The organism is Oryzomonas rubra (assembly GCF_008369015.1).
In the GTDB taxonomy this organism is placed as follows: Bacteria; Desulfobacterota; Desulfuromonadia; order Geobacterales; family Pseudopelobacteraceae; genus Oryzomonas; species Oryzomonas japonica.
Map to the genome: position 1 here is coordinate 50092 of NZ_SRSD01000011.1, position 18030 is coordinate 68121.

22 protein-coding genes and 1 tRNA gene are annotated in these 18030 nt (G+C 51.8%); 22 read left to right on the plus strand and 1 reads right to left on the minus strand.

Annotated features, from left to right (window positions below):
- The first annotated feature begins 33 nt into the window (after positions 1–33).
- From rpoZ to ET418_RS16300, 3 genes are all read left to right on the plus strand, one after another.
- The gene (gene rpoZ, locus ET418_RS16290) at positions 34–243 is read left to right on the plus strand and encodes a DNA-directed RNA polymerase subunit omega (protein WP_149309409.1); all 210 of its coding nucleotides are present in this window, start codon (positions 34–36) and stop codon (positions 241–243) included.
- A 101-nt stretch (positions 244–344) separates the two neighbouring features.
- On the plus strand, positions 345–2495 hold the full coding sequence (locus tag ET418_RS16295) for a RelA/SpoT family protein (protein WP_149309411.1): 2151 nt from the start codon (positions 345–347) through the stop codon (positions 2493–2495).
- Positions 2492–2872 carry a Rid family detoxifying hydrolase gene (locus ET418_RS16300; RefSeq protein ID WP_149309413.1) on the plus strand — a complete coding sequence of 127 codons (381 nt, stop codon included), beginning with the start codon at positions 2492–2494 and terminating at the stop codon, positions 2870–2872. Before ET418_RS16295 ends, ET418_RS16300 begins: the two co-directional genes overlap by 4 nt.
- Positions 2873–2986: 114 nt before the next feature.
- Here the strand turns inward: ET418_RS16300 and rpmB are convergent, their stop codons facing one another.
- Positions 2987–3178: a 50S ribosomal protein L28 gene (gene rpmB, locus ET418_RS16305; RefSeq protein WP_149309415.1), complete on the minus strand. Its 192-nt coding sequence runs from the start codon at positions 3176–3178 to the stop codon at positions 2987–2989.
- A gap of 82 nt (positions 3179–3260) precedes the next feature.
- Here rpmB and ET418_RS16310 point away from each other — a divergent pair, with 82 nt between their 5' ends.
- The 19 genes from ET418_RS16310 to ET418_RS16395 all read left to right on the plus strand — a co-directional run bounded on the left by ET418_RS16310 (position 3261) and on the right by ET418_RS16395 (position 18030).
- Positions 3261–3875 carry a YdcF family protein gene (locus ET418_RS16310; protein WP_149309417.1) on the plus strand — a complete coding sequence of 205 codons (615 nt, stop codon included), beginning with the start codon at positions 3261–3263 and terminating at the stop codon, positions 3873–3875.
- Positions 3876–3948: 73 nt separating this feature from the next.
- Positions 3949–5334 (plus strand): threonine synthase, encoded by a 1386-nt coding sequence (gene thrC, locus ET418_RS16315; protein WP_149309419.1) that lies wholly within the window; start codon positions 3949–3951, stop codon positions 5332–5334.
- A gap of 80 nt (positions 5335–5414) precedes the next feature.
- Positions 5415–5489, plus strand: a tRNA-Gly gene (locus ET418_RS16320).
- A gap of 302 nt (positions 5490–5791) precedes the next feature.
- Positions 5792–6040 (plus strand): helix-turn-helix transcriptional regulator, encoded by a 249-nt coding sequence (locus tag ET418_RS18675; RefSeq protein ID WP_188055639.1) that lies wholly within the window; start codon positions 5792–5794, stop codon positions 6038–6040.
- 314 nt (positions 6041–6354) lie between these two features.
- Positions 6355–6696 (plus strand): alcohol dehydrogenase catalytic domain-containing protein, encoded by a 342-nt coding sequence (locus tag ET418_RS16330; protein WP_149309423.1) that lies wholly within the window; start codon positions 6355–6357, stop codon positions 6694–6696.
- Between the two features lie 25 nt (positions 6697–6721).
- Entirely contained in the window at positions 6722–7324 is a 603-nt protein-coding gene (locus tag ET418_RS16335; RefSeq protein WP_149309425.1) for a TetR/AcrR family transcriptional regulator, read from the plus strand.
- Between the two features lie 57 nt (positions 7325–7381).
- Complete coding sequence (locus tag ET418_RS16340; protein ID WP_188055655.1) at positions 7382–7987, plus strand: DUF6448 family protein; 606 nt, start codon at positions 7382–7384, stop codon at positions 7985–7987.
- Positions 7988–8058: 71 nt separating this feature from the next.
- Positions 8059–8253 (plus strand): ferredoxin, encoded by a 195-nt coding sequence (locus ET418_RS16345; protein ID WP_149309429.1) that lies wholly within the window; start codon positions 8059–8061, stop codon positions 8251–8253.
- Positions 8254–8282: 29 nt separating this feature from the next.
- On the plus strand, positions 8283–8441 hold the full coding sequence (rd, locus tag ET418_RS16350; RefSeq protein WP_149309431.1) for a rubredoxin: 159 nt from the start codon (positions 8283–8285) through the stop codon (positions 8439–8441).
- A 97-nt stretch (positions 8442–8538) separates the two neighbouring features.
- The gene (locus ET418_RS16355) at positions 8539–8829 is read left to right on the plus strand and encodes an antibiotic biosynthesis monooxygenase family protein (RefSeq protein WP_149309433.1); all 291 of its coding nucleotides are present in this window, start codon (positions 8539–8541) and stop codon (positions 8827–8829) included.
- A gap of 98 nt (positions 8830–8927) precedes the next feature.
- On the plus strand, positions 8928–11207 hold the full coding sequence (locus tag ET418_RS16360; protein WP_149309435.1) for a nitric-oxide reductase large subunit: 2280 nt from the start codon (positions 8928–8930) through the stop codon (positions 11205–11207).
- A gap of 139 nt (positions 11208–11346) precedes the next feature.
- Complete coding sequence (locus tag ET418_RS16365) at positions 11347–11553, plus strand: ferredoxin (RefSeq protein WP_149309437.1); 207 nt, start codon at positions 11347–11349, stop codon at positions 11551–11553.
- 104 nt (positions 11554–11657) lie between these two features.
- Positions 11658–11810, plus strand: a complete 153-nt coding sequence (locus tag ET418_RS18245; protein ID WP_188055641.1) for a hypothetical protein — start codon at positions 11658–11660, stop codon at positions 11808–11810.
- 172 nt (positions 11811–11982) lie between these two features.
- The gene (locus ET418_RS16370; protein WP_149309439.1) at positions 11983–12585 is read left to right on the plus strand and encodes a hypothetical protein; all 603 of its coding nucleotides are present in this window, start codon (positions 11983–11985) and stop codon (positions 12583–12585) included.
- A gap of 20 nt (positions 12586–12605) precedes the next feature.
- Complete coding sequence (gene acnA, locus ET418_RS16375; protein WP_149309441.1) at positions 12606–15410, plus strand: aconitate hydratase AcnA; 2805 nt, start codon at positions 12606–12608, stop codon at positions 15408–15410.
- A 116-nt stretch (positions 15411–15526) separates the two neighbouring features.
- Positions 15527–15898, plus strand: a complete 372-nt coding sequence (locus ET418_RS16380; RefSeq protein ID WP_149309443.1) for a rhodanese-like domain-containing protein — start codon at positions 15527–15529, stop codon at positions 15896–15898.
- Between the two features lie 44 nt (positions 15899–15942).
- Positions 15943–16245, plus strand: coding sequence for a Rieske (2Fe-2S) protein (locus tag ET418_RS16385; protein WP_149309445.1), 303 nt, complete (start codon positions 15943–15945; stop codon positions 16243–16245).
- Positions 16246–16600: 355 nt separating this feature from the next.
- Complete coding sequence (locus ET418_RS16390) at positions 16601–17044, plus strand: hypothetical protein (RefSeq protein ID WP_188055643.1); 444 nt, start codon at positions 16601–16603, stop codon at positions 17042–17044.
- A gap of 59 nt (positions 17045–17103) precedes the next feature.
- The gene (locus ET418_RS16395) at positions 17104–18030 is read left to right on the plus strand and encodes a CopD family protein (RefSeq protein ID WP_149309447.1); all 927 of its coding nucleotides are present in this window, start codon (positions 17104–17106) and stop codon (positions 18028–18030) included.

The following is an 18030-nucleotide window of genomic DNA, read 5'->3' on the forward strand; positions in this document are numbered from 1 at the left end:
ATTTTTCTATCAGTAGCAGGAAGGAGTAACGCTATGGCACGGGTAACCGTTGAAGATTGCCTCAAAAAGGTCGATAACCGTTTTCTTCTGGTGATGTTGGCCTCCAAGCGGGTCAAACAGCTCTACAAAGGGGCTCATCCGCTTATCGATGCGAAGAACAACCGCATGGTGGTAACCGCTTTGCGGGAAATCGCCGCCGGCAAGGTCAACTTCGAAATCAACAAGAAACAGCAAGCCCATTAATTGTCGTACTGGGGTGAAATCGCAAATGGTGCGACTTCACCCTTTTTGTATCCATCCCCGCACCTTCCGATCCTTTTCGTCCTGCGAGTAGATAACGGCGCATGATCAGACTCAACGACATCCTCGACACGGTAACGGCGTACAACCCGACGGCTGATCTCAATATCATCCGCAAGGCTTATGTGTACTGCGCCAAGGTACACCAAGGCCAGACGCGCCTGTCCGGGGAGCCCTACATCATCCATCCCATGGAGGTGGCAGGCCTGCTGGCCGAGTTGCGCCTGGACGTCCCCAGTATCGTCACCGGTTTTCTCCACGATACCATCGAAGACACCCTGACGACCTACGAAGAGTTGGTGGAGATGTTCGGGGAAGAGGTGGCCAGGCTGGTGGATGGGGTCACCAAGATCAGCAAGATCCACTTCAAGACCAAGCAGGAGAGTCAGGCCGAGAATTTTCGCAAGATGCTCCTGGCCATGGCTAACGATATCCGTGTCATCCTGGTCAAGCTGGCCGACCGCCTGCACAATATGCGCACTCTCGAGTTCCAGCCCGAAACCAAGCAGCGCACCATCGCCCAGGAGACGATGGATATCTACGCCCCCATCGCCAATCGCCTGGGCATATCCTGGGTCAAGGTGGAGTTGGAGGACTTGGCGTTCCGCTATCTTAACCCGGATCTTTACTTCGACCTGGCCCGCAAGGTGTCCATGAAGAAGAAGGAACGGGAGGCGTACGTCGAAGAGGCAAAATCGATCATCTCCGACAAGCTGGCCTTTCAGGGAATCCCTGGCGAGGTTTCCGGCCGCAGCAAACACCTCTACTCCATCTATCGCAAGATGGAGAAGCGCAACGTTGAATTCGAGGAGATCTACGACCTCCTGGCCATCCGCATTCTGGTGGAAGACGTGCGGGAGTGCTATGAGGTGCTTGGTTTGATCCATTCGGCCTGGAAGCCGATTCCGGGGCGTTTCAAGGACTACATCGCCATGCCCAAGGGGAACATGTACCAGTCGTTGCACACGACGGTCATCGGCCCCCACGGCGACAGGATGGAGGTGCAGATCCGCACCCACGAGATGCACCGCGTGGCCGATGCCGGCATTGCCGCCCACTGGAAGTACAAGGAGGGCAAGGGGTACGACGAGAAGGAGGTCAAGCGTTTTGCCTGGCTACGGCAACTGCTGGAGTGGCAGCAGGAACTCCAGGATTCCAAGGAGTTCATGGATTCGGTCAAGGTGGATCTCTTTCCCGAGGAGGTCTACGTCTTTACCCCCAAGGGGGATGTGAAGGGGTTTCCCAAGGGTTCCACACCGATCGATTTTGCCTACAGCGTGCATAGCGACGTGGGTCATCGCTGTGTGGGGGCCAAGGTCAATGGCAAGCTGGTGCCGCTCAAGTACGAACTGAAGAACGGCGATATCGTCGAGGTCATTACCTCACCCCACCATACCCCCAGCAAGGACTGGCTCAAGATCGTCCATAGTTCCCGGGCCCGCAACCGGATACGCGCCTGGATCAAGATCGAGGAGCGCAAGCGGAGCATCGTTCTGGGGCGCGAGATCTGTGAAAAGGATTTCCGCAAATACTCCATAAACCTGCAGAAAATCCAGAAGGCCGGGGACTTTAAAAGGATTGCCGGTGAGTTCGGTTTTGCCGGAGACGACGACCTGTTGGCGGCGGTGGGCTACGGCAAGATCTCCAGCGGCCAGATCATCGGGAAGCTCGTGCCCGCGGAAAAGTTGCAGGAACGGACCGAACGCAAGGAGTCGCGGCTCTCGGCGGTCATCAACAAGCTCAAGGGCAAGTCTTCCAGTGCGGTGGAAATCAGCGGCGTCGACGATGTGCTGGTCCGCTTCGCCAAGTGCTGCAATCCGGTGTCGGGAGACGAGATCATCGGCTTTATCACCCGCGGCAAGGGGGTCACGATCCACACCGCGGACTGCAAGTTCGCCCTGGAGAGCGATCCCGAACGACAGATCGATGTGGCCTGGAACAAGATCAAAACCACCTCCCTTCCGGTCAAGATCAAGGTCATCTGTCATGACGTCAAGGGTATTCTGGCAAACATCACCATGGCCATTACCAACAGCGAGGCCAATATCGCCAGCGCCCATATTCAGAGCACCATTGACCAGCGTGGCGAAAATACCTTCGAGGTGAATGTCAGCGACCTGGCGCACCTGCGGAAGGTGATGAACGCTATTATGAAGATCAAGGGTGTCATCAAAGTGGAGAGGCTAAAACAATGACATGCGAAACTATTGCGACAGACAAGGCCCCTGCTGCTATCGGGCCGTATGCACAGGCCATCAGGGCCAATGGGCTGCTCTTTTGCTCCGGGCAGATAGCGCTTGACCCGACAACGGGCGAGTTGGTGACAGGGGGCGTGGCAGCGGAGACCGAACGGGTGATGGCGAATATTGCCGCCGTGCTGGCTGCTGCCGGCGTGGGGTTATCGCAGGTGGTCAAGACCACCATTTTCCTTGCCGATATGGGGGATTTTGCTGTGGTGAACGAGATTTACGGCCGTAGTTTCGGCGATCACAAACCGGCCCGTTCGACTGTGGCGGTCAAAGGTTTGCCCCGCGGCGCGCTGGTTGAGATCGAGGTCGTCGCTCTGGCGTGATAGCCGGGGAGAGGGAAGCATCAACCTCCAGCGGGAACGATAAAAAGCCGTGGACAGCAGATGTGCCACGGCTTCAAATCGCAGACCGTTCAAGCGGCTGATATACCGCCGCGATTAAAGCGCTTTGGTGATGAGACCGGAACGGATGCAGCGGGTGCAGACCTTGATGGTTGCAACCGTGCCGTTTTTAACGGTTTTGACCTTCTGGATGTTCGGATGCCAGACGGTACGGGTCTTGTTGTTGGCATGGCTCACGTTATTGCCGAAGCTCGGGCCTTTTCCGCAGATTTCACATTTTCTTGACATATGGTGGTAACCTCCATTAATTGCTGAAAAAAGATTTTTAGCAGATTAATTGGCCGGTTGCAAGGGAAAAATTGGACAACACATGAATATCATCAAGGCCTTCATAACGCTCGTAATTATCCTGTTTATCGTTGTGGCGGTACTGTTCATCGACTTTACCTACAAGACCTTTTCCTACCGGCAACGGCCGGTCAAGGCCGATGCCATCGTGGTGCTGGCCGGCGGCAAGGGGCGGGTGGAGGAGGGGGTGCGGCTGTATCGGGAACAACGGGGCAGCCATCTTTTTCTGATCGGGGTCGATCCCTCCGTCCGCAAGGGTGACCTCTATCGCCCCCAGACCGGCGACCCCTCGTCCGAAGGGGTAATATTGGAAAAGGCCTCCCGCAATACCCTGGAGAACGCCATCTATGGCCGCGACGTCATCATGCGTGCCGACGTCCGTTCCATCGTGCTCATCACTTCGCGCTATCACATGAAGCGGGCCGCAATCCTCTTTCGCAACGCACTGCCCAAGGATGTCGCCATCTACCCCTATCCGGTTGACAGCAAAAATCTCAAAGAGGCCTGGTGGAACCACGGTGGCAGCTTTCACCTCCTGTTCAGCGAATTCTACAAATACTGCATGTTTCGTTTTTTCTTCCTGCTCGTGCCCGGCGAGTTGCGCGAGAGCATCCTGCCCGGAGCTTCCGGCGGCTGAGACTCTTCCCTAATTGACGAATTTCTGCTAAATTTATTTTTTGCTTCAGCCAAAGCCCGAAAGGAATCACAACATGCGTTACCTCAGTACGCGCGGCGGCATTCAGCCAATCCCCTTCAAGGATGCCGTCATGATGGGACTGGCCACCGATGGCGGTCTGCTCCTGCCTGAATCCTACCCCAGGATTACCCCGGAGCAGCTCAACGCCTGGCGGCGGCTCTCCTACCCGGAGTTGGCCTTCGAGATCATCTCCCGCTTTGTGGACGATATTCCCCCCGCCGACCTGAAGGGGGTGATCGACCGCTCCTACGCGACCTTTACCCACCCTGCGGTGACCCCGGTGGTCAGGGAAAACGGCGTCTACATCCTTGAGCTGTTCCATGGCCTGACCCTGGCCTTCAAGGACGTTGCCCTGCAGTTCCTGGGCAATATGTTCGAATATATCCTGGCCGAACGGAGGCAAAACCTGAATATCGTCGGCGCAACCTCGGGCGATACCGGCAGCGCCGCCATTCACGGGGTGCGTGGCAAGAAGGGGATCAACATCTTTATCCTGCATCCCCACGGCAAGACCTCGCCGGTGCAGGCCCTGCAGATGACTACCGTCACCGATGCCAATGTCCACAACATCGCCATCCGCGGCACCTTTGACGACTGCCAGGACATGGTCAAGGCGCTCTTTAACGACCTGGAGTTTAAGGAAAAGTATGCTCTCGGCGCGGTGAATTCCATCAATTGGGCGCGGGTGCTGGCCCAGGTGGTCTACTACGTCTATGCATGGCTGCGGGTAACGGAGGACGGCAAGGCGCCGGTCTCTTTCTCGGTCCCCACCGGCAATTTCGGCGATATCTTTGCCGGCTACGTGGCCAAGCGTATGGGGCTGCCCATTGAAAAGCTCCTGCTGGCCACCAACGAGAACAACATCCTGACCCGTTTCGTCAACAAGGGTGATTACTCTCTGGCCGGCGTGGTCTCCACCCTGTCCCCCTCCATGGATATCCAGGTGGCCTCCAACTTCGAGCGCTACCTGTTCCATCTTTTCGGTGAAGACCCGGCCCGGGTGCGGGCGGCCTTTGCCGAACTGAAGGCAGAGGGGCGGATCACCTTCAGCAACGAAGAGATGGCCCTGGTGCGTCGCGATTTTTGTTCGGTCTCGGTGGATCAGGAACAGACCCTGGATACCATCGGCAGTTTTTACAAGGAAACCGGTTATCTGCTCGACCCCCATACCGCGGTCGGGGTGCGCGCCGCTCTGGAACAATTGCCCGGCGACTCCCTTCGCGTCTGCCTTGCCACGGCCCATCCGGCCAAGTTCGGCGAGGCGGTGGAAAAGGCCACCGGTGTACCGGCTCCGGTCCCGCCCGCCATCGCCGCTTTGGAGGGGATGCCGACCCGTTGCAAGGTGATGGATGCCGACTTGGCTGCAGTCCGTGAATTCATTGTGGCCACCATCGGGTAGGCGTATTTTCGAAAAGGGGGCAAGACCGCAATTAAATTGTTGACAAAATGCCCATCTCTTGGCATTTATACAAACCCATCGCGGGAATAACTCAGTGGTAGAGTGTCAGCTTCCCAAGCTGAAGGTCGCGGGTTCGAATCCCGTTTCCCGCTCCATAAAATCAGGGGGTTAGGCAAATTGCCTAACCCCTTTTAGTTTTTATGGGACACTTTATGGGACACTTTTGACAGAGTGCACAGGGTTTGTCATTTAGTGTCTGTAGTGCCCTTTTATATAGGGCACGAAAAAATCCATGCCCTTTCATTTTGTTGGTCCCCTCTATTCACCAAATATTTTTTGCACTCCCTCGTTTATTTATCCAACCATAACAAGTTGTTATTACACTTCTTTTTTTAGCCAAATAACTTTACTCGTGTACGTGGTGTTCCCAGAAACATACGGGAACGCTTTTTTTTGTATGACGGTCGCCACAATAACTCTCTCAGAAGACAAAAAATCAACAGGGAGGGCAAATGGGAAAAAAATATCCATCGATCAATTGCTTGAACATTTGTGCATTGGACGTACGACATTACATCGCCTCAGGAAATCGACTGATTTTCCTCGGCCAGTTATTATTTTTGGGCGGATGCAGAGGTGGGATATAGACGAAATTAAAGCTTGGGTAAAAAACAAGAAGCTCACCCCATCAGAAACGAGCCTCTGATATGCCCGAATCACCCCTAGCGTGGATTAATCAAAAAGCCAAAGAAGCCGAAAACAAGCTGCAACTCTTTTTGCCGTTTTGTTCGGCCGAATAGATACATATTCTGAGATCCATAACGCCCTGGAATATTCGACGCTAGGGTTTGAGAAGCCCGCAGACGGTTGGCCAAAGGGAGTCTTTGGTGCACAGGGCACGGTTCAGCCCATTGAGGCGGGTTACTACCGTTCCTCCTTGGTACGAAAGGATAGTGAATGGAAGATTGCAGAATACCGCATTTATCTCGATCTACCGCCCGTATTTGGAGGTGATGCAGAATGATGAAGGCTGTCACATATGATTCTTATGGAGGGCTTGAAGTCCTCCAAGTAAGAAACTTTCCGAGGCCCAAGCTGCCTCAGAACAGCGTCATGGTTAGAGTTAAGGCCGCAGGTGCTAGTCCTGCAAACCTTGCCTTACGATCCGGTACTGGTAAGGACTTCATGGACGCTTGGTTTCCCATCATCCCTGGGTGGGATGTTGCCGGTGTGGTCGAGGCGGCAGGTGCCGGGGTTACCGAGTTCCAGGTCGGCGATGAAGTCTTGGGCTACCTTTACAGTGAGATCCTACCTGTAGGATCCGCGCTTGCACAGGAACAATTTTGCGTTAAACTGAAGTGAATGCTCACTTGCAATTGAGGTATAAATGACTAATAAAAAACGGGAAACAACTGAGGTCAGGCAACAGCAGATAACAGAGGCTGCCTTGTATGTCATAGGGCAGAAGGGAATAAGCGGTGCAACTACGGTTGAGATCGCTTCTGCATCAGGTATTTCCGAGGGGAATCTGTACCGGCATTTCAGAAATAAGGAAGAAATTATCAAATCGGTGATCGACAAAATAGGGGACGATCTGACCTTGATACTGGCATCCGTGGCAGAGCTAACCGATCCGAAAGACAAGCTGGAAACAATATTTAAAAGCCACCTCTTATATTTAGAAGGGCACGTCGGCATTCCGCGCACCATTTTTTCCGAAGAAACAATTGTGGCCAATGACAATCTTCGGACAAAGGTGCGAAGCACTATCTCCAAGTATTTTATGGGAATAAAGGAAATAGTTGAGCAAGGACAGAAATGTGGAATACTTGATGAAGAAATGGACTCTCAATCAATTACCAGCATGTTCATCGGTACGATCCATTTTGCCGTCACTCGATGGATGATGAATAATTTTTCAACTAAATTGACAGATGAGACAGAAGTGCTTTGGAAATGCTTTGCACGAGGTGTGAACCGCAAGAGTTGAAGCGGACGTCATTACACTGGAGGTCACATTGTGAAACGAATTCAAGAGGTTGTAACTATGGCTGCTGCTTTCATCTGCTTCGGCCTGCTGACCTCTTCGCGACTTGTCTCAGCACATTGCGACACCATGGACGGGCCGGTTGTTCAGGATGCCCGCAAGGCTCTGGAAACCAAAGATGTCACACCTGTTCTCAAATGGATACAGGTCAAAGATGAGAAAAGCATTAAATTAGCTTTCAAGAAGGCACTCGCTGCCCAAGGCAAGAAACAGCAGCAAGCCGCGGAGATGAAATTTTTCGAATCACTGGTAAGAGTCCACCGTGCTGGCGAAGGCGCCCCATTCACTGGGCTGAAGCCCGCAGGCGAAGTGGAGCCGGTTATCGCCGAGGCTGACAAAGCGTTGGCCGGAGGCTCTCCCGACGACTTGGTGAAGATGTTGAACGATACGGTCAACCAAGGTATTCAACAGAGATACGAGAAAGTGGTTGAAACGCTCAAACATAAGGACGAGAGCGTGCTGAAGGGGCGTGAATACGTGGAGGCCTATGTCGAGTATACCCATTACGTGGAGCGCTTACAGATGGATGCGGAGGGGCATGCGGCGCATCATGGGGAGAATGCTCACAAAAGGCATACAGTTCAGAAACGCGAGAATGGCACTTAATATCATCCGAAGCAATCGAGCAGTGATACTTAATTTGAAAATTATACAGTCACAAACACAAGGAGATGACAATGGCAAAAAAAGCATGGGTTGATCAGGCTGAATGTATCAGTTGCGGACTATGTGTCGACAACCTTCCCGATGTCTTCCGTTTTGATGATAGCGGCAAGGCGGAATGTTTTGATTCCTTAGCTGCAACCGAGGATGAAATCCAGGCCAACGCCGTCGATATATGCCCGGTATCGTGTATCCATTGGAAAGAATAAAGTTTAAATCGTATCCAAAGGAGAGAAACATGAAGAGTTGGCAATGCATCATCTGCCAGTATGTGTATGATCCGACGGTCGGAGACATGGAGCATGGGATTTCACCCGGAACCGCTTTCGAAGATCTTCCGGATGAGTGGGTCTGCCCCGATTGCGGTGCCAGAAAGGATTCCTTCGAGGAGTTTTAAAGGGAGTCTTTTGAACGTGACTCGCTATCAAAATACGGCCCTGATCAACTGTTAGGGCAAGGTATCAAAGCAACTGTTTATAAAGGAGGTACACACCATGTTTGTCGTCATTATCAATTTTCCCCCCATTAAAGAAGGAAAGGATGCAGCATTCAGGGAGTGGTTTGCAGATACAAACAAAGAGTTTGGAAGCTTCAAAGGATTTATTGGCCGGCGCCTTTTAAAACCCGTGAAGGGCGGCAACTATGCTGCCATTGTGGAGCACGAGAGTCAGGAAAGCTTCATGGCCATGCATGAGAGCCCTGCCCACAACGAAGCAGGCAAGCGCGTCGGTCCATTGTTCGACGGCAGCGCATCTCCCCAGTTTTACGAAGTTATTATCGGGTAAGAAGGTGAGAATAGCAAAAAACAGGTGGTGCCAATAGCGGAAATATTTCAGTTACAATAAAAATGATCGCCATATCAATTATTGCAAGAGGGACAACAATGACCGATAAAATACTGCCGATTGAAACTCTCTCACCATGGTGGAAAAATGCTCTAATCCTTGTCATGATTATGGGTTTCACGATTCTGATCTGGTTGGCAGTAAGGAGTTATCAGGACGCCCCGCCAATCCCGGTTAAGGTTGTTGGACCTGATGGTGAGGTAATCTTCACCAAAAATGACATAGTTGCCGGTCAACAGGTGTTTCTCAAATACGGACTTATGGAAAACGGGACTGTCTGGGGGCATGGTGCCTACCTCGGGCCAGATTTCTCAGCCGAATATCTCCACACGCTTTCCGTAGATATCGGGTCGATGCTTTCACAACAACGATTCAAGCGAAACTTGCAGGATCTCTCCATCACCGAACGTGATATGGTCAATGCGGAAACTGCACAATTGCTTAAACGGAACCGTTATGATCCGCAAACGGAAGCGTTACCCCTCACCCCGATTGAGTCCACTTCGTACCGGCAGCAAATAGCTAAATGGGCAAAATATTTTTCCACGCCCGTTGGAAGTGCCGGTCTCCCCGCAAAGTACATCAAAGACCCGTCTGAACTTGCACAACTCACGGCTTTTTTTGCCTGGACCGCTTGGGCGTCAGTCGCCGACCGTCCCGGCCTGACATATTCTTACACGAATAATTTTCCCTACGATCCGGTTGTCGGAAATACACCAACCAGCGCCGCGGTCTTGTGGAGCGCCCTCTCCCTGATCTCGCTCCTGGCCGCAACCGCTGCCGTCCTGTTTGCCTGTGGCAAGTTCGATTTCCTGGGGTGGAAGGGGAAGGGAGAGCATGTCCATCCGCAGATGTTGCCCGGTGTTACGACCGAAAGCCAGCGGGCAACCATCAAGTACTTCCTGGTCGCAGTGCTTTTATTTCTGATACAGGCGTTGGTAGGCGGAGCCACGGTACACTACCGGGCAGACCCGGCCGGCTTCTTCGGTATCGATATATCAACGTTGCTTCCGAGCAATATTGTCCGGACCTGGCACTTGCAACTGGCGATCTTCTGGATCGCGACCGCCTATGTCGCCGGTGGCCTATTCCTCGCTCCCTCCCTGGGCGGGAAGGAGCCAAAGGGGCAGGTCGGTGGTATTAATCTGCTATTTTGCGCGCTTGTTCTGGTCGTTGTTGGAAGCCTTGCGGGAGAGATCCTCGGCATCAACCAACTACTCGGCAGATTCTGGTTTTGGTTCGGGCACCAGGGATGGGAGTACCTGGAGCTTGGACGCGCCTGGCAGATAATGCTGGCTGCTGGTTTGGCAGGATGGGTCGTTCTGTTGTTCAGGGCGATAGCACCTGCAAGGTGTGACAGCGAACAAAGTGTGATAGCATCTCTGTTTCTTTACGCGGCTATCGCCATTCCTCTCTTTTATCTTCCCGCCATGTTCTTCAGTAGCACCAGCCATTTCTCGGTTGTCGACACTTGGCGATTCTGGATCATTCATCTCTGGGTCGAGGGTTTCTTTGAAGTCTTCGTAACAGTAATGGTGGCCCTCATCTTCTACAAGCTCGGCATTGTTTCCCATAAGACGGCGGCCCGGGTCGTTTACCTTGATGCAATACTTTACCTGGGGAGCGGCATCGTCGGTACCGGTCATCACTGGTACTGGACTGGTCAAGCGAATATCACCATGGCACTTGCAGCGGTTTTCTCCGCCATGGAAGTGGTGCCGCTTACTCTTTTAACTCTGGATGCTTGGGACTTTGTCAAGCTGACCAAAGGGAAATGTGATATCTGCAATAAGGCCATCGCAATCCCTCACAAATGGACCTTCTATTTTCTGATTGCAGTCGGTTTCTGGAATTTTGTCGGCGCCGGCGTCTTCGGCTTTCTCATCAATCTTCCCATTGTCAGCTACTTCGAGGTTGGCACTATGCTCACGCCAAACCATGGGCACGCGGCAATGATGGGAGTTTTCGGCATGCTCGCCGTTGCCCTGATAGTTTTTGCTCTGCGGCAGGTGTTGACTGATGAACAGTGGGTTCGTCCGGAAAAATTCGTCAGAGTTTCCTTTTGGGGGCTAAACATCGGCCTGGGTCTGATGGTTGTGACCAACCTCTTTCCCGGTGGAGTGCTCCAGTTTATCGACGTTCTGAACAACGGTTATTGGCATGCTCGGGGACCGGAGTTTTTGCAGGGGAAAATTCCGCACATGATCGAATGGTTGCGCATGCCGGGTGACCTTATCTTTATAGGTCTGGGTATTTTTCCGTTGTTTGTCGCGTCGTTCCAGTCCTGGCGAGCCACGAAGAGAATATCATCACTGTGACAAATGGGCTTAAAACAAAGAACGGTAGCTGGGTTGTTTATTCACTCGAATGAAATACTTTCAGCTCTTCTATCCCATAAAATTGAATCAATCAAACTGAATAATAAATCATTAATAAATGCAAAAAAGGAAAACAACCATGACAAAAGAGGCATTTGTTGACCAGAACATGTGTATCGGTTGTGGTATTTGTGTCAAAAATCTTCCCGATGTATTCCATTTGAACGATCGTGGCCTAGCAGAGTGTTTTGATCCAAGAGGGGCAACTGAAGAGGATATTCAGTTGCAGGCCATTGATGTCTGTCCGGTAACCTGTATCGGTTGGAGAGAAACCTGCGTCTGCTAGATAGCTTCGTAAAAACATTTCGAATGTTCAAAGGGGGAGATATAAAAGGCAGCGAGCGGATAAACAATCACCCGAATTTATATCTTTCAGAGGAGCACTTCAGAATGAATGATGTGTTGTCAGAGCAAATTGCAGTAATCCAAGAGTTTGCACCTCAATTGGATACGGGTGATTTGATGCAGCTGGAAGCAAACCTTGCCGAGTTAGAAGCAGCGCTGAATAGGCTCAAGGAATTAATGGCGTATCTCCCCAAGTGAACAGGATGAGCAATGATCGCGAAGTACGTTGTTAGATCTCGCTTGGATCGAACTTCGTAGGCTCACGGCAAATCCGGATATAACAGGGATAGGAGGTTTGCCATGCGTGAAAGTGAAACTTTGAATATATTTGGGATACATGATTCCCCACGGAATGGCGTGAGGTGGCACTATGGTTAAGACATTAAGGGTGTTGATACATGCTGATCCTGAAACCATTTGGAATGTGCTTTTAGACAGCATAGAGACGCCACAGCACTACTTGCCGGACGTGAACGCTTCCAGCGTCGTGGGACGGCTAGAAGGCGGGACTGCCAAGGAACTCAACATCAGTTGGGAAAACTCCGTGTCCGGAGGGTTTGACTATTTTGTGTATTATCAGGGGGTCCCCAAGGAAATCAAGGTACAGGAAAATGAAAACGATTATGATCCCGAGTTATTCAGATCCTATGTGTATGAAATTGAAATAATAAGGGAAAACACTCTGCGGGGCGTACCATACAGAGAAAAGTTTCTGGTAAGTAACAAATTTAAGGACATCCGCCAGAAACTGGTCGATCATCCAGATTTTTCCGGGCAAATTATCATAAAAGTAGTTCCTTATTCTGTCCAGAATCCCATGGCACCGGTTGTATTACAATTTAATTTGGTATTGGTGCCTAAATTAACAGATGTAAAAGGGATAACTGGTCACGAAAAAGAAATGGAATCGGTAATTAAGACGGAGTTGCAGCGAATCAAAGAACGTGCCGAGGATTTGGTTCGGAGCGCTTGATAACGAATGTGAGGGTGGTTATGGGAAATACACGGAACAGTTTTGATTCCCTCGTGACCCTTGAGGTCAGCGGTAAAAAATATCGGTACCATTCCCTGCAAGCGTTTGCCAAATCTGCACGCATTGATCTTTCACGAATACCCTTTTCATTGAAAATACTTCTGGAAAACCTCCTGCGCCGCGAAGACGGCGTGACTGTCAGGAAAGCGGACATCGAGGCGCTGGCCAGGTGGGAGCCGACGGCTCTCCCTGACAGGGAAATCCAGTTCATGCCGGCCCGGGTGCTCCTTCAGGACTTCACCGGTGTGCCGGCAGTCGCTGATCTCGCCGCCATGCGCGCGGCTCTGCACAGGCTTAAAGGGAAGCCTTCCCGAATCAACCCGCTCCAGCCGGTCGATCTGATCATCGACCACTCAGTGCAAGTGGACCGGTATGGCACTATGGCGGCACTACAAGAGAATACCGCCATCGAATTCGAGCGCAACCGAGAGCGTTATCAATTTCTCCGCTGGGGGCAGATGGCGTTCGACAACTTCCGCGTCGTCCCTCCGAAAACCGGCATCTGCCACCAGGTAAACCTGGAGTATCTTGCCCACGTCGCTATGACAGCGGAACTGAATGGCGCGACATGGGTGTATCCCGACACGCTGATCGGGACCGATTCTCACACTACAATGATCAACGGGCTGGGGGTGGTGGGTTGGGGTGTGGGTGGTATTGAAGCGGAGGCGGCTATGCTTGGCCAGCCCTGCTCGATGCTCATCCCCCAGGTGGTTGGTTTTCGCCTCACGGGTAAACTCAAACCAGGGGCGACGGCTACCGATCTTGTCCTGACTGTCACGCAGATGCTTCGCAGGAAAGGAGTAGTAGGGAAATTCGTGGAGTTCTTCGGTCCCGGCCTTGCCTCGCTTTCCGTGGCCGACCGCGCAACAATCGGCAATATGGCGCCGGAGTATGGCGCCACGATCGGTATCTTCCCGGTTGACGAGCAGACCACCGCCTATCTGCGCCTTACCGGGCGGGGTGCACTTGTCCCGCTAGTTGAAGCCTACTTCAAGGTGCAGGGTCTTTGGCATACCCCCGACCAGTCCGAATCGGCATATAGCGATTCGCTAGAACTGGATCTTGATACGGTCGAACCGTGTTTGGCAGGTCCCTCCAGACCTCAGGACCGGCTGCTGCTCAAGGATGTGCGTAATTCCTTTCGCACATCTCTGATCACCTTCATGCAACATGAAGCGGTAAAGTTGGAGAAGGAAACCAAGGAACGATGGCTTGGTGAGGGAGGTTCGCCGATGACCGTTGCCCCAGAGCTGGCAGTGGTTCATCCCGACCGGGAACTCGGAGCTTTGGGCCGGTGTATGCCGCTGCGTCAACCAGACGGGACCGCGTACAGCCTCTGCCATGGTTCCATTGTCATTGCCGCCATCACCAGCTGCACTAATACCTCCAATCCTTCGGTGATGATCGCCGCCGGGCTCCTGGCTAGAAACGCAGTAAAGCGTGGCCTGCAAGTCAAGCCATGGGTGAAGACAAGCCTTGCGCCTGGCTCGAAAGTTGTCGCTGATTATCTTGTTTCCACAGGGCTGATGTCCTATCTTGAAGGTTTGCACTTCCATCTGATCGGTTACGGCTGTACGACCTGCATCGGCAACAGCGGGCCGCTGGCCGAGCATATTGTCAAGGCTATTGTTGACGGTGGCCTGGCGGTTGCGGCGGTACTTTCGGGTAACCGTAACTTCGAAGGACGGATCAACAGCTATGTTCGGGCGAACTATCTCGCCTCCCCACCACTCGCCGTCGCCTATGCCCTCGCGGGAAACATCAACATCGACCTCACTCATGATCCTCTTGGGATCGACCCGAATGGCCAGCTCGTTTTCCTCAAAGATATATGGCCCGCAGAGGAAGAAGTGACAGAGCTTGTTCACAACCATGTCTCGGCAGGACAATTCAGAAACACATATGGGAACGTTTTTACTGGCGGCGAACTGTGGAATGGGCTTGAAACACCAATCGGTGAACTTTACAGGTGGCAGAAGCAATCGACCTATATCAAGGAACCGCCATTTTTTACCAATTTCACGGCTGTTCCAGCACCAGTCGCCGACATCAAGGGCGCCCGGGTTCTTGTGCTCCTTGGGGATTCCGTCACAACAGACCATATTTCCCCGGCCGGCTCCATCGGCAAGGAGTCACCGGCAGGTCGCTACCTCATCTCCCTCGGCGTGAAGCCGGAGGAATTCAACTCCTACGGCTCCCGCCGCGGTAACCATGAGGTGATGGTCAGGGGAACCTTTGCCAACATCCGTATCAGGAACCATCTGGTACCGGGGGTGGAGGGGGGGGTGACCACCTGGAAGTCAACAGACGGCAAAGGGAGCGAGCAGATGTTCATCTACGACGCTGCCATGCGCTACCACGAAGCAAAGGTTCCGCTCATCGTTATTGCCGGCAAAGAATACGGAACCGGCTCGTCGCGGGACTGGGCCGCCAAGGGGACACTGCTTATGGGGGTTCGTGCGGTGATAGCCGAAAGCTTTGAACGGATCCACCGTTCCAATCTCGTCGGAATGGGAATCCTCCCTCTGCAATTCTTGCCGGGTGATACATGCAGCTCCCTGGGTTTAAGCGGGGATGAACTGTTTGATATCGAAGGTCTCACCTCTTTGGAGCCGGGACAGAGAATCACAGTTAAAACCAGGTTAAGCGATGGTTCGTCGGGCCAGTTTTCGGTGACTGTCCGCATCGATACTCCCAATGAGCTCGATTATTTCTGTCATGGCGGGATTCTATCGTATGTGTTGCGACAAACTCTTAAATAAATATAAACGCTGTTACTGAAATACACAAAAGTTTGAAACGGATCGACAAGCAGGCTGAAGTTGAAGGAGAAAATTGAAAAAACTTTGACCAATATTGAGGCAAAGGAGGAAATGATATGATCGAAGGATTGGGAGTTACCGTGAACGAATTGAAATCCCTCATGAAACGCGGTGATCAACTTTTCTTTGTTGACGATCGCCATCACCAAGACTGGGACTGGGCTGTCAAGAAAGTTCGAGGCGCATTGAGGTTAAACGACGACGAAGTCGAGAAGCATTTGAAACAAATTCCCCGTGACCGGACTATAATCGTTTATTCGACCTGTCCTGGCGACGAACGAAGCAGTCGCACAGCCAAGTTGCTTCAGCAACTTGGCTGGAATGACTCCCACTTTCTGGTTGGTGGGTTTAATGCGTATTGCGAGGAAGGGCTGCCGGTAGAAGATATCGGTGCAGGAGACTCCACGAAAAAAATCATGTTGCTCTGAGAGTTCTGGAGGTTAACATTGAAGTGACAAAGGAGAGTAATGACATGATTTTTGCCGCGAAGCTTACTGAGGTCCCTTTCTGGGGCAAGAAGCTCATAACCATTGACGGAGTCGAAGTTGTGTTGACTAACGACAGAGGAAAAATCTTCGCCTGCGAGAATGAATGTCCCCACCAGGGAAGCCCGATGCTGGCAGGAATAGTCAAGGAAGGCGTCATCTCCTGCCCACGTCACGGTTGGCACTACGATTTGACAAACGGTGCCTCAACAGACCATCCCGGCTATACCCTGAAGACCTATCAAGTCGAATTGGTTGGAGACGACATAATGATCGAATTGGAAAGTTAGAATTACTAACGGTTCAGTTTATGTGAAACCTTGTAAACGTTTACGGTGACTAGTTAGTTGATACACTGAGCAATTACTACTGACATTGGTCGGTATAAACTTTTGATACAATTTTAGCATCATGAGGTTGCATCCCCATTATCTTGCCTTCATGGTGTGATTAAATGGATTTTACATAACATGCACTGGTCCAGATGTAGGTATCAACACTGATTTTTTCAATAAACGGCCCCGAAAAAAAAGGAAAACCACGTCTATAACTTTGAATTTATACTGACCCCCTAAGGAGGCCATTCATGACCAAAAAAATTGCTTTTTGGATTTTTTTGCTGGGCCATTGAGCATTCGCCAGACGATGGAAGACTTTTCCCGTCGGGCACGCAACAATATGTTGTGGTTTCACGTCTGTCCAGTCATGCTCAAGCGTCAGATTTTGTTTGATGCACTTCTCAAAACCGCTATTGAAAACCCTGCGGTAAAGTCGATCCAGTTTATCCTCGATTCCAGTGGTCGGGAGATGTGGGAAGGCGAAGTTATGCCCAAAATCAAGTGCTGTCCAAACCAAAGCAAAGTTCGTGAGACCATTTGGACCTCCATCTCAGGAGGAGTTTCAGCCATCATCTCCGATCTTGACAAAGAGGGCAAAACTGAATGCCTCCTGAGCTTTTGGGGGGAACCGTTTATGGCAAGGACACCCAGCCACAACGTACCCCGTTATGTTTTTCAAGTGCAGAGCCATTCCGAACTGGTAGGCCGAATGGTTGAAGTTGTGCGTACGGCATGCCTGCATAAATGCTGAATCTCATCACCCCCTGCAATCAGATTTCAGTCGACAAGACGATGGTAGGAAGGAACCGCATGCCTAAAATAGTTTTGCAGCACCTTATCGGAATACTTCTTTTTTCGGCATTTGTGATATTGCTGCCCCAGGGGGTTGGTGCTACCGAAGAGTATGCCAAGCAGACCGGCCAGGCATGTGCTGCCTGTCACATTGACCCTGGCGGTGGCGGCGAATTGACAATGGCCGGCAAGGCATTTGCCAAATCTCTCCAAACCAAGACAGTAACTCCTGAAAGGGGTACGTTTGTAAAAGAATTCCGATTGGCAATCGGCTATATCCACTTCCTGACCGCTATTTTCTGGTTCGGTACGATCCTCTACGTGCACCTGATCCTAAAGCCGGCTTATGCGGCCAGCGGCCTCCCGCGAGGCGAACTGAGAGTCGGGATCGTCTCGATGATTGTCATGGGCGTAACCGGGTCAATCCTGACTTACTACCGGATATCCTCTTTCGATACGCTCTTTCACACCCGATTTGGCATCCTCCTATTCATTAAGGTTTGTCTCTACCTGGTAATGGTAATCTCTGCCCTGTTCGTCATCACCATCATCGGACCGCGTCTCAAGGCAAAGCGGAAGGAGTCGTCAATCACAGGCATGACCGGTGAACTGACCCTTGAAGATTTGGCAGCTTTTGACGGGAAAGATGGGCGGCCCGCTTATTTTGCCTTCGAGGGAAAGGTCTACGATGCGACCCAAAGTAAACTCTGGAAACAAGGGATTCACATGGGACGGCACAATGCCGGCAACAACTTGACTGAGGCCTTGTCACTCGCTCCGCACGGCAGCGAGAAGGTGACTGCCATGACAGCAGTAGGGGAGCTCATCGTTTCCGGTCCCCGAAAAGCACCAATGCACGAACGGGTGTTTTTCTTCATGGCGCACATGAACCTTACGATTGTCTTTATCATTATCCTGATACTTTCTCTCTGGCGGTGGGGATGA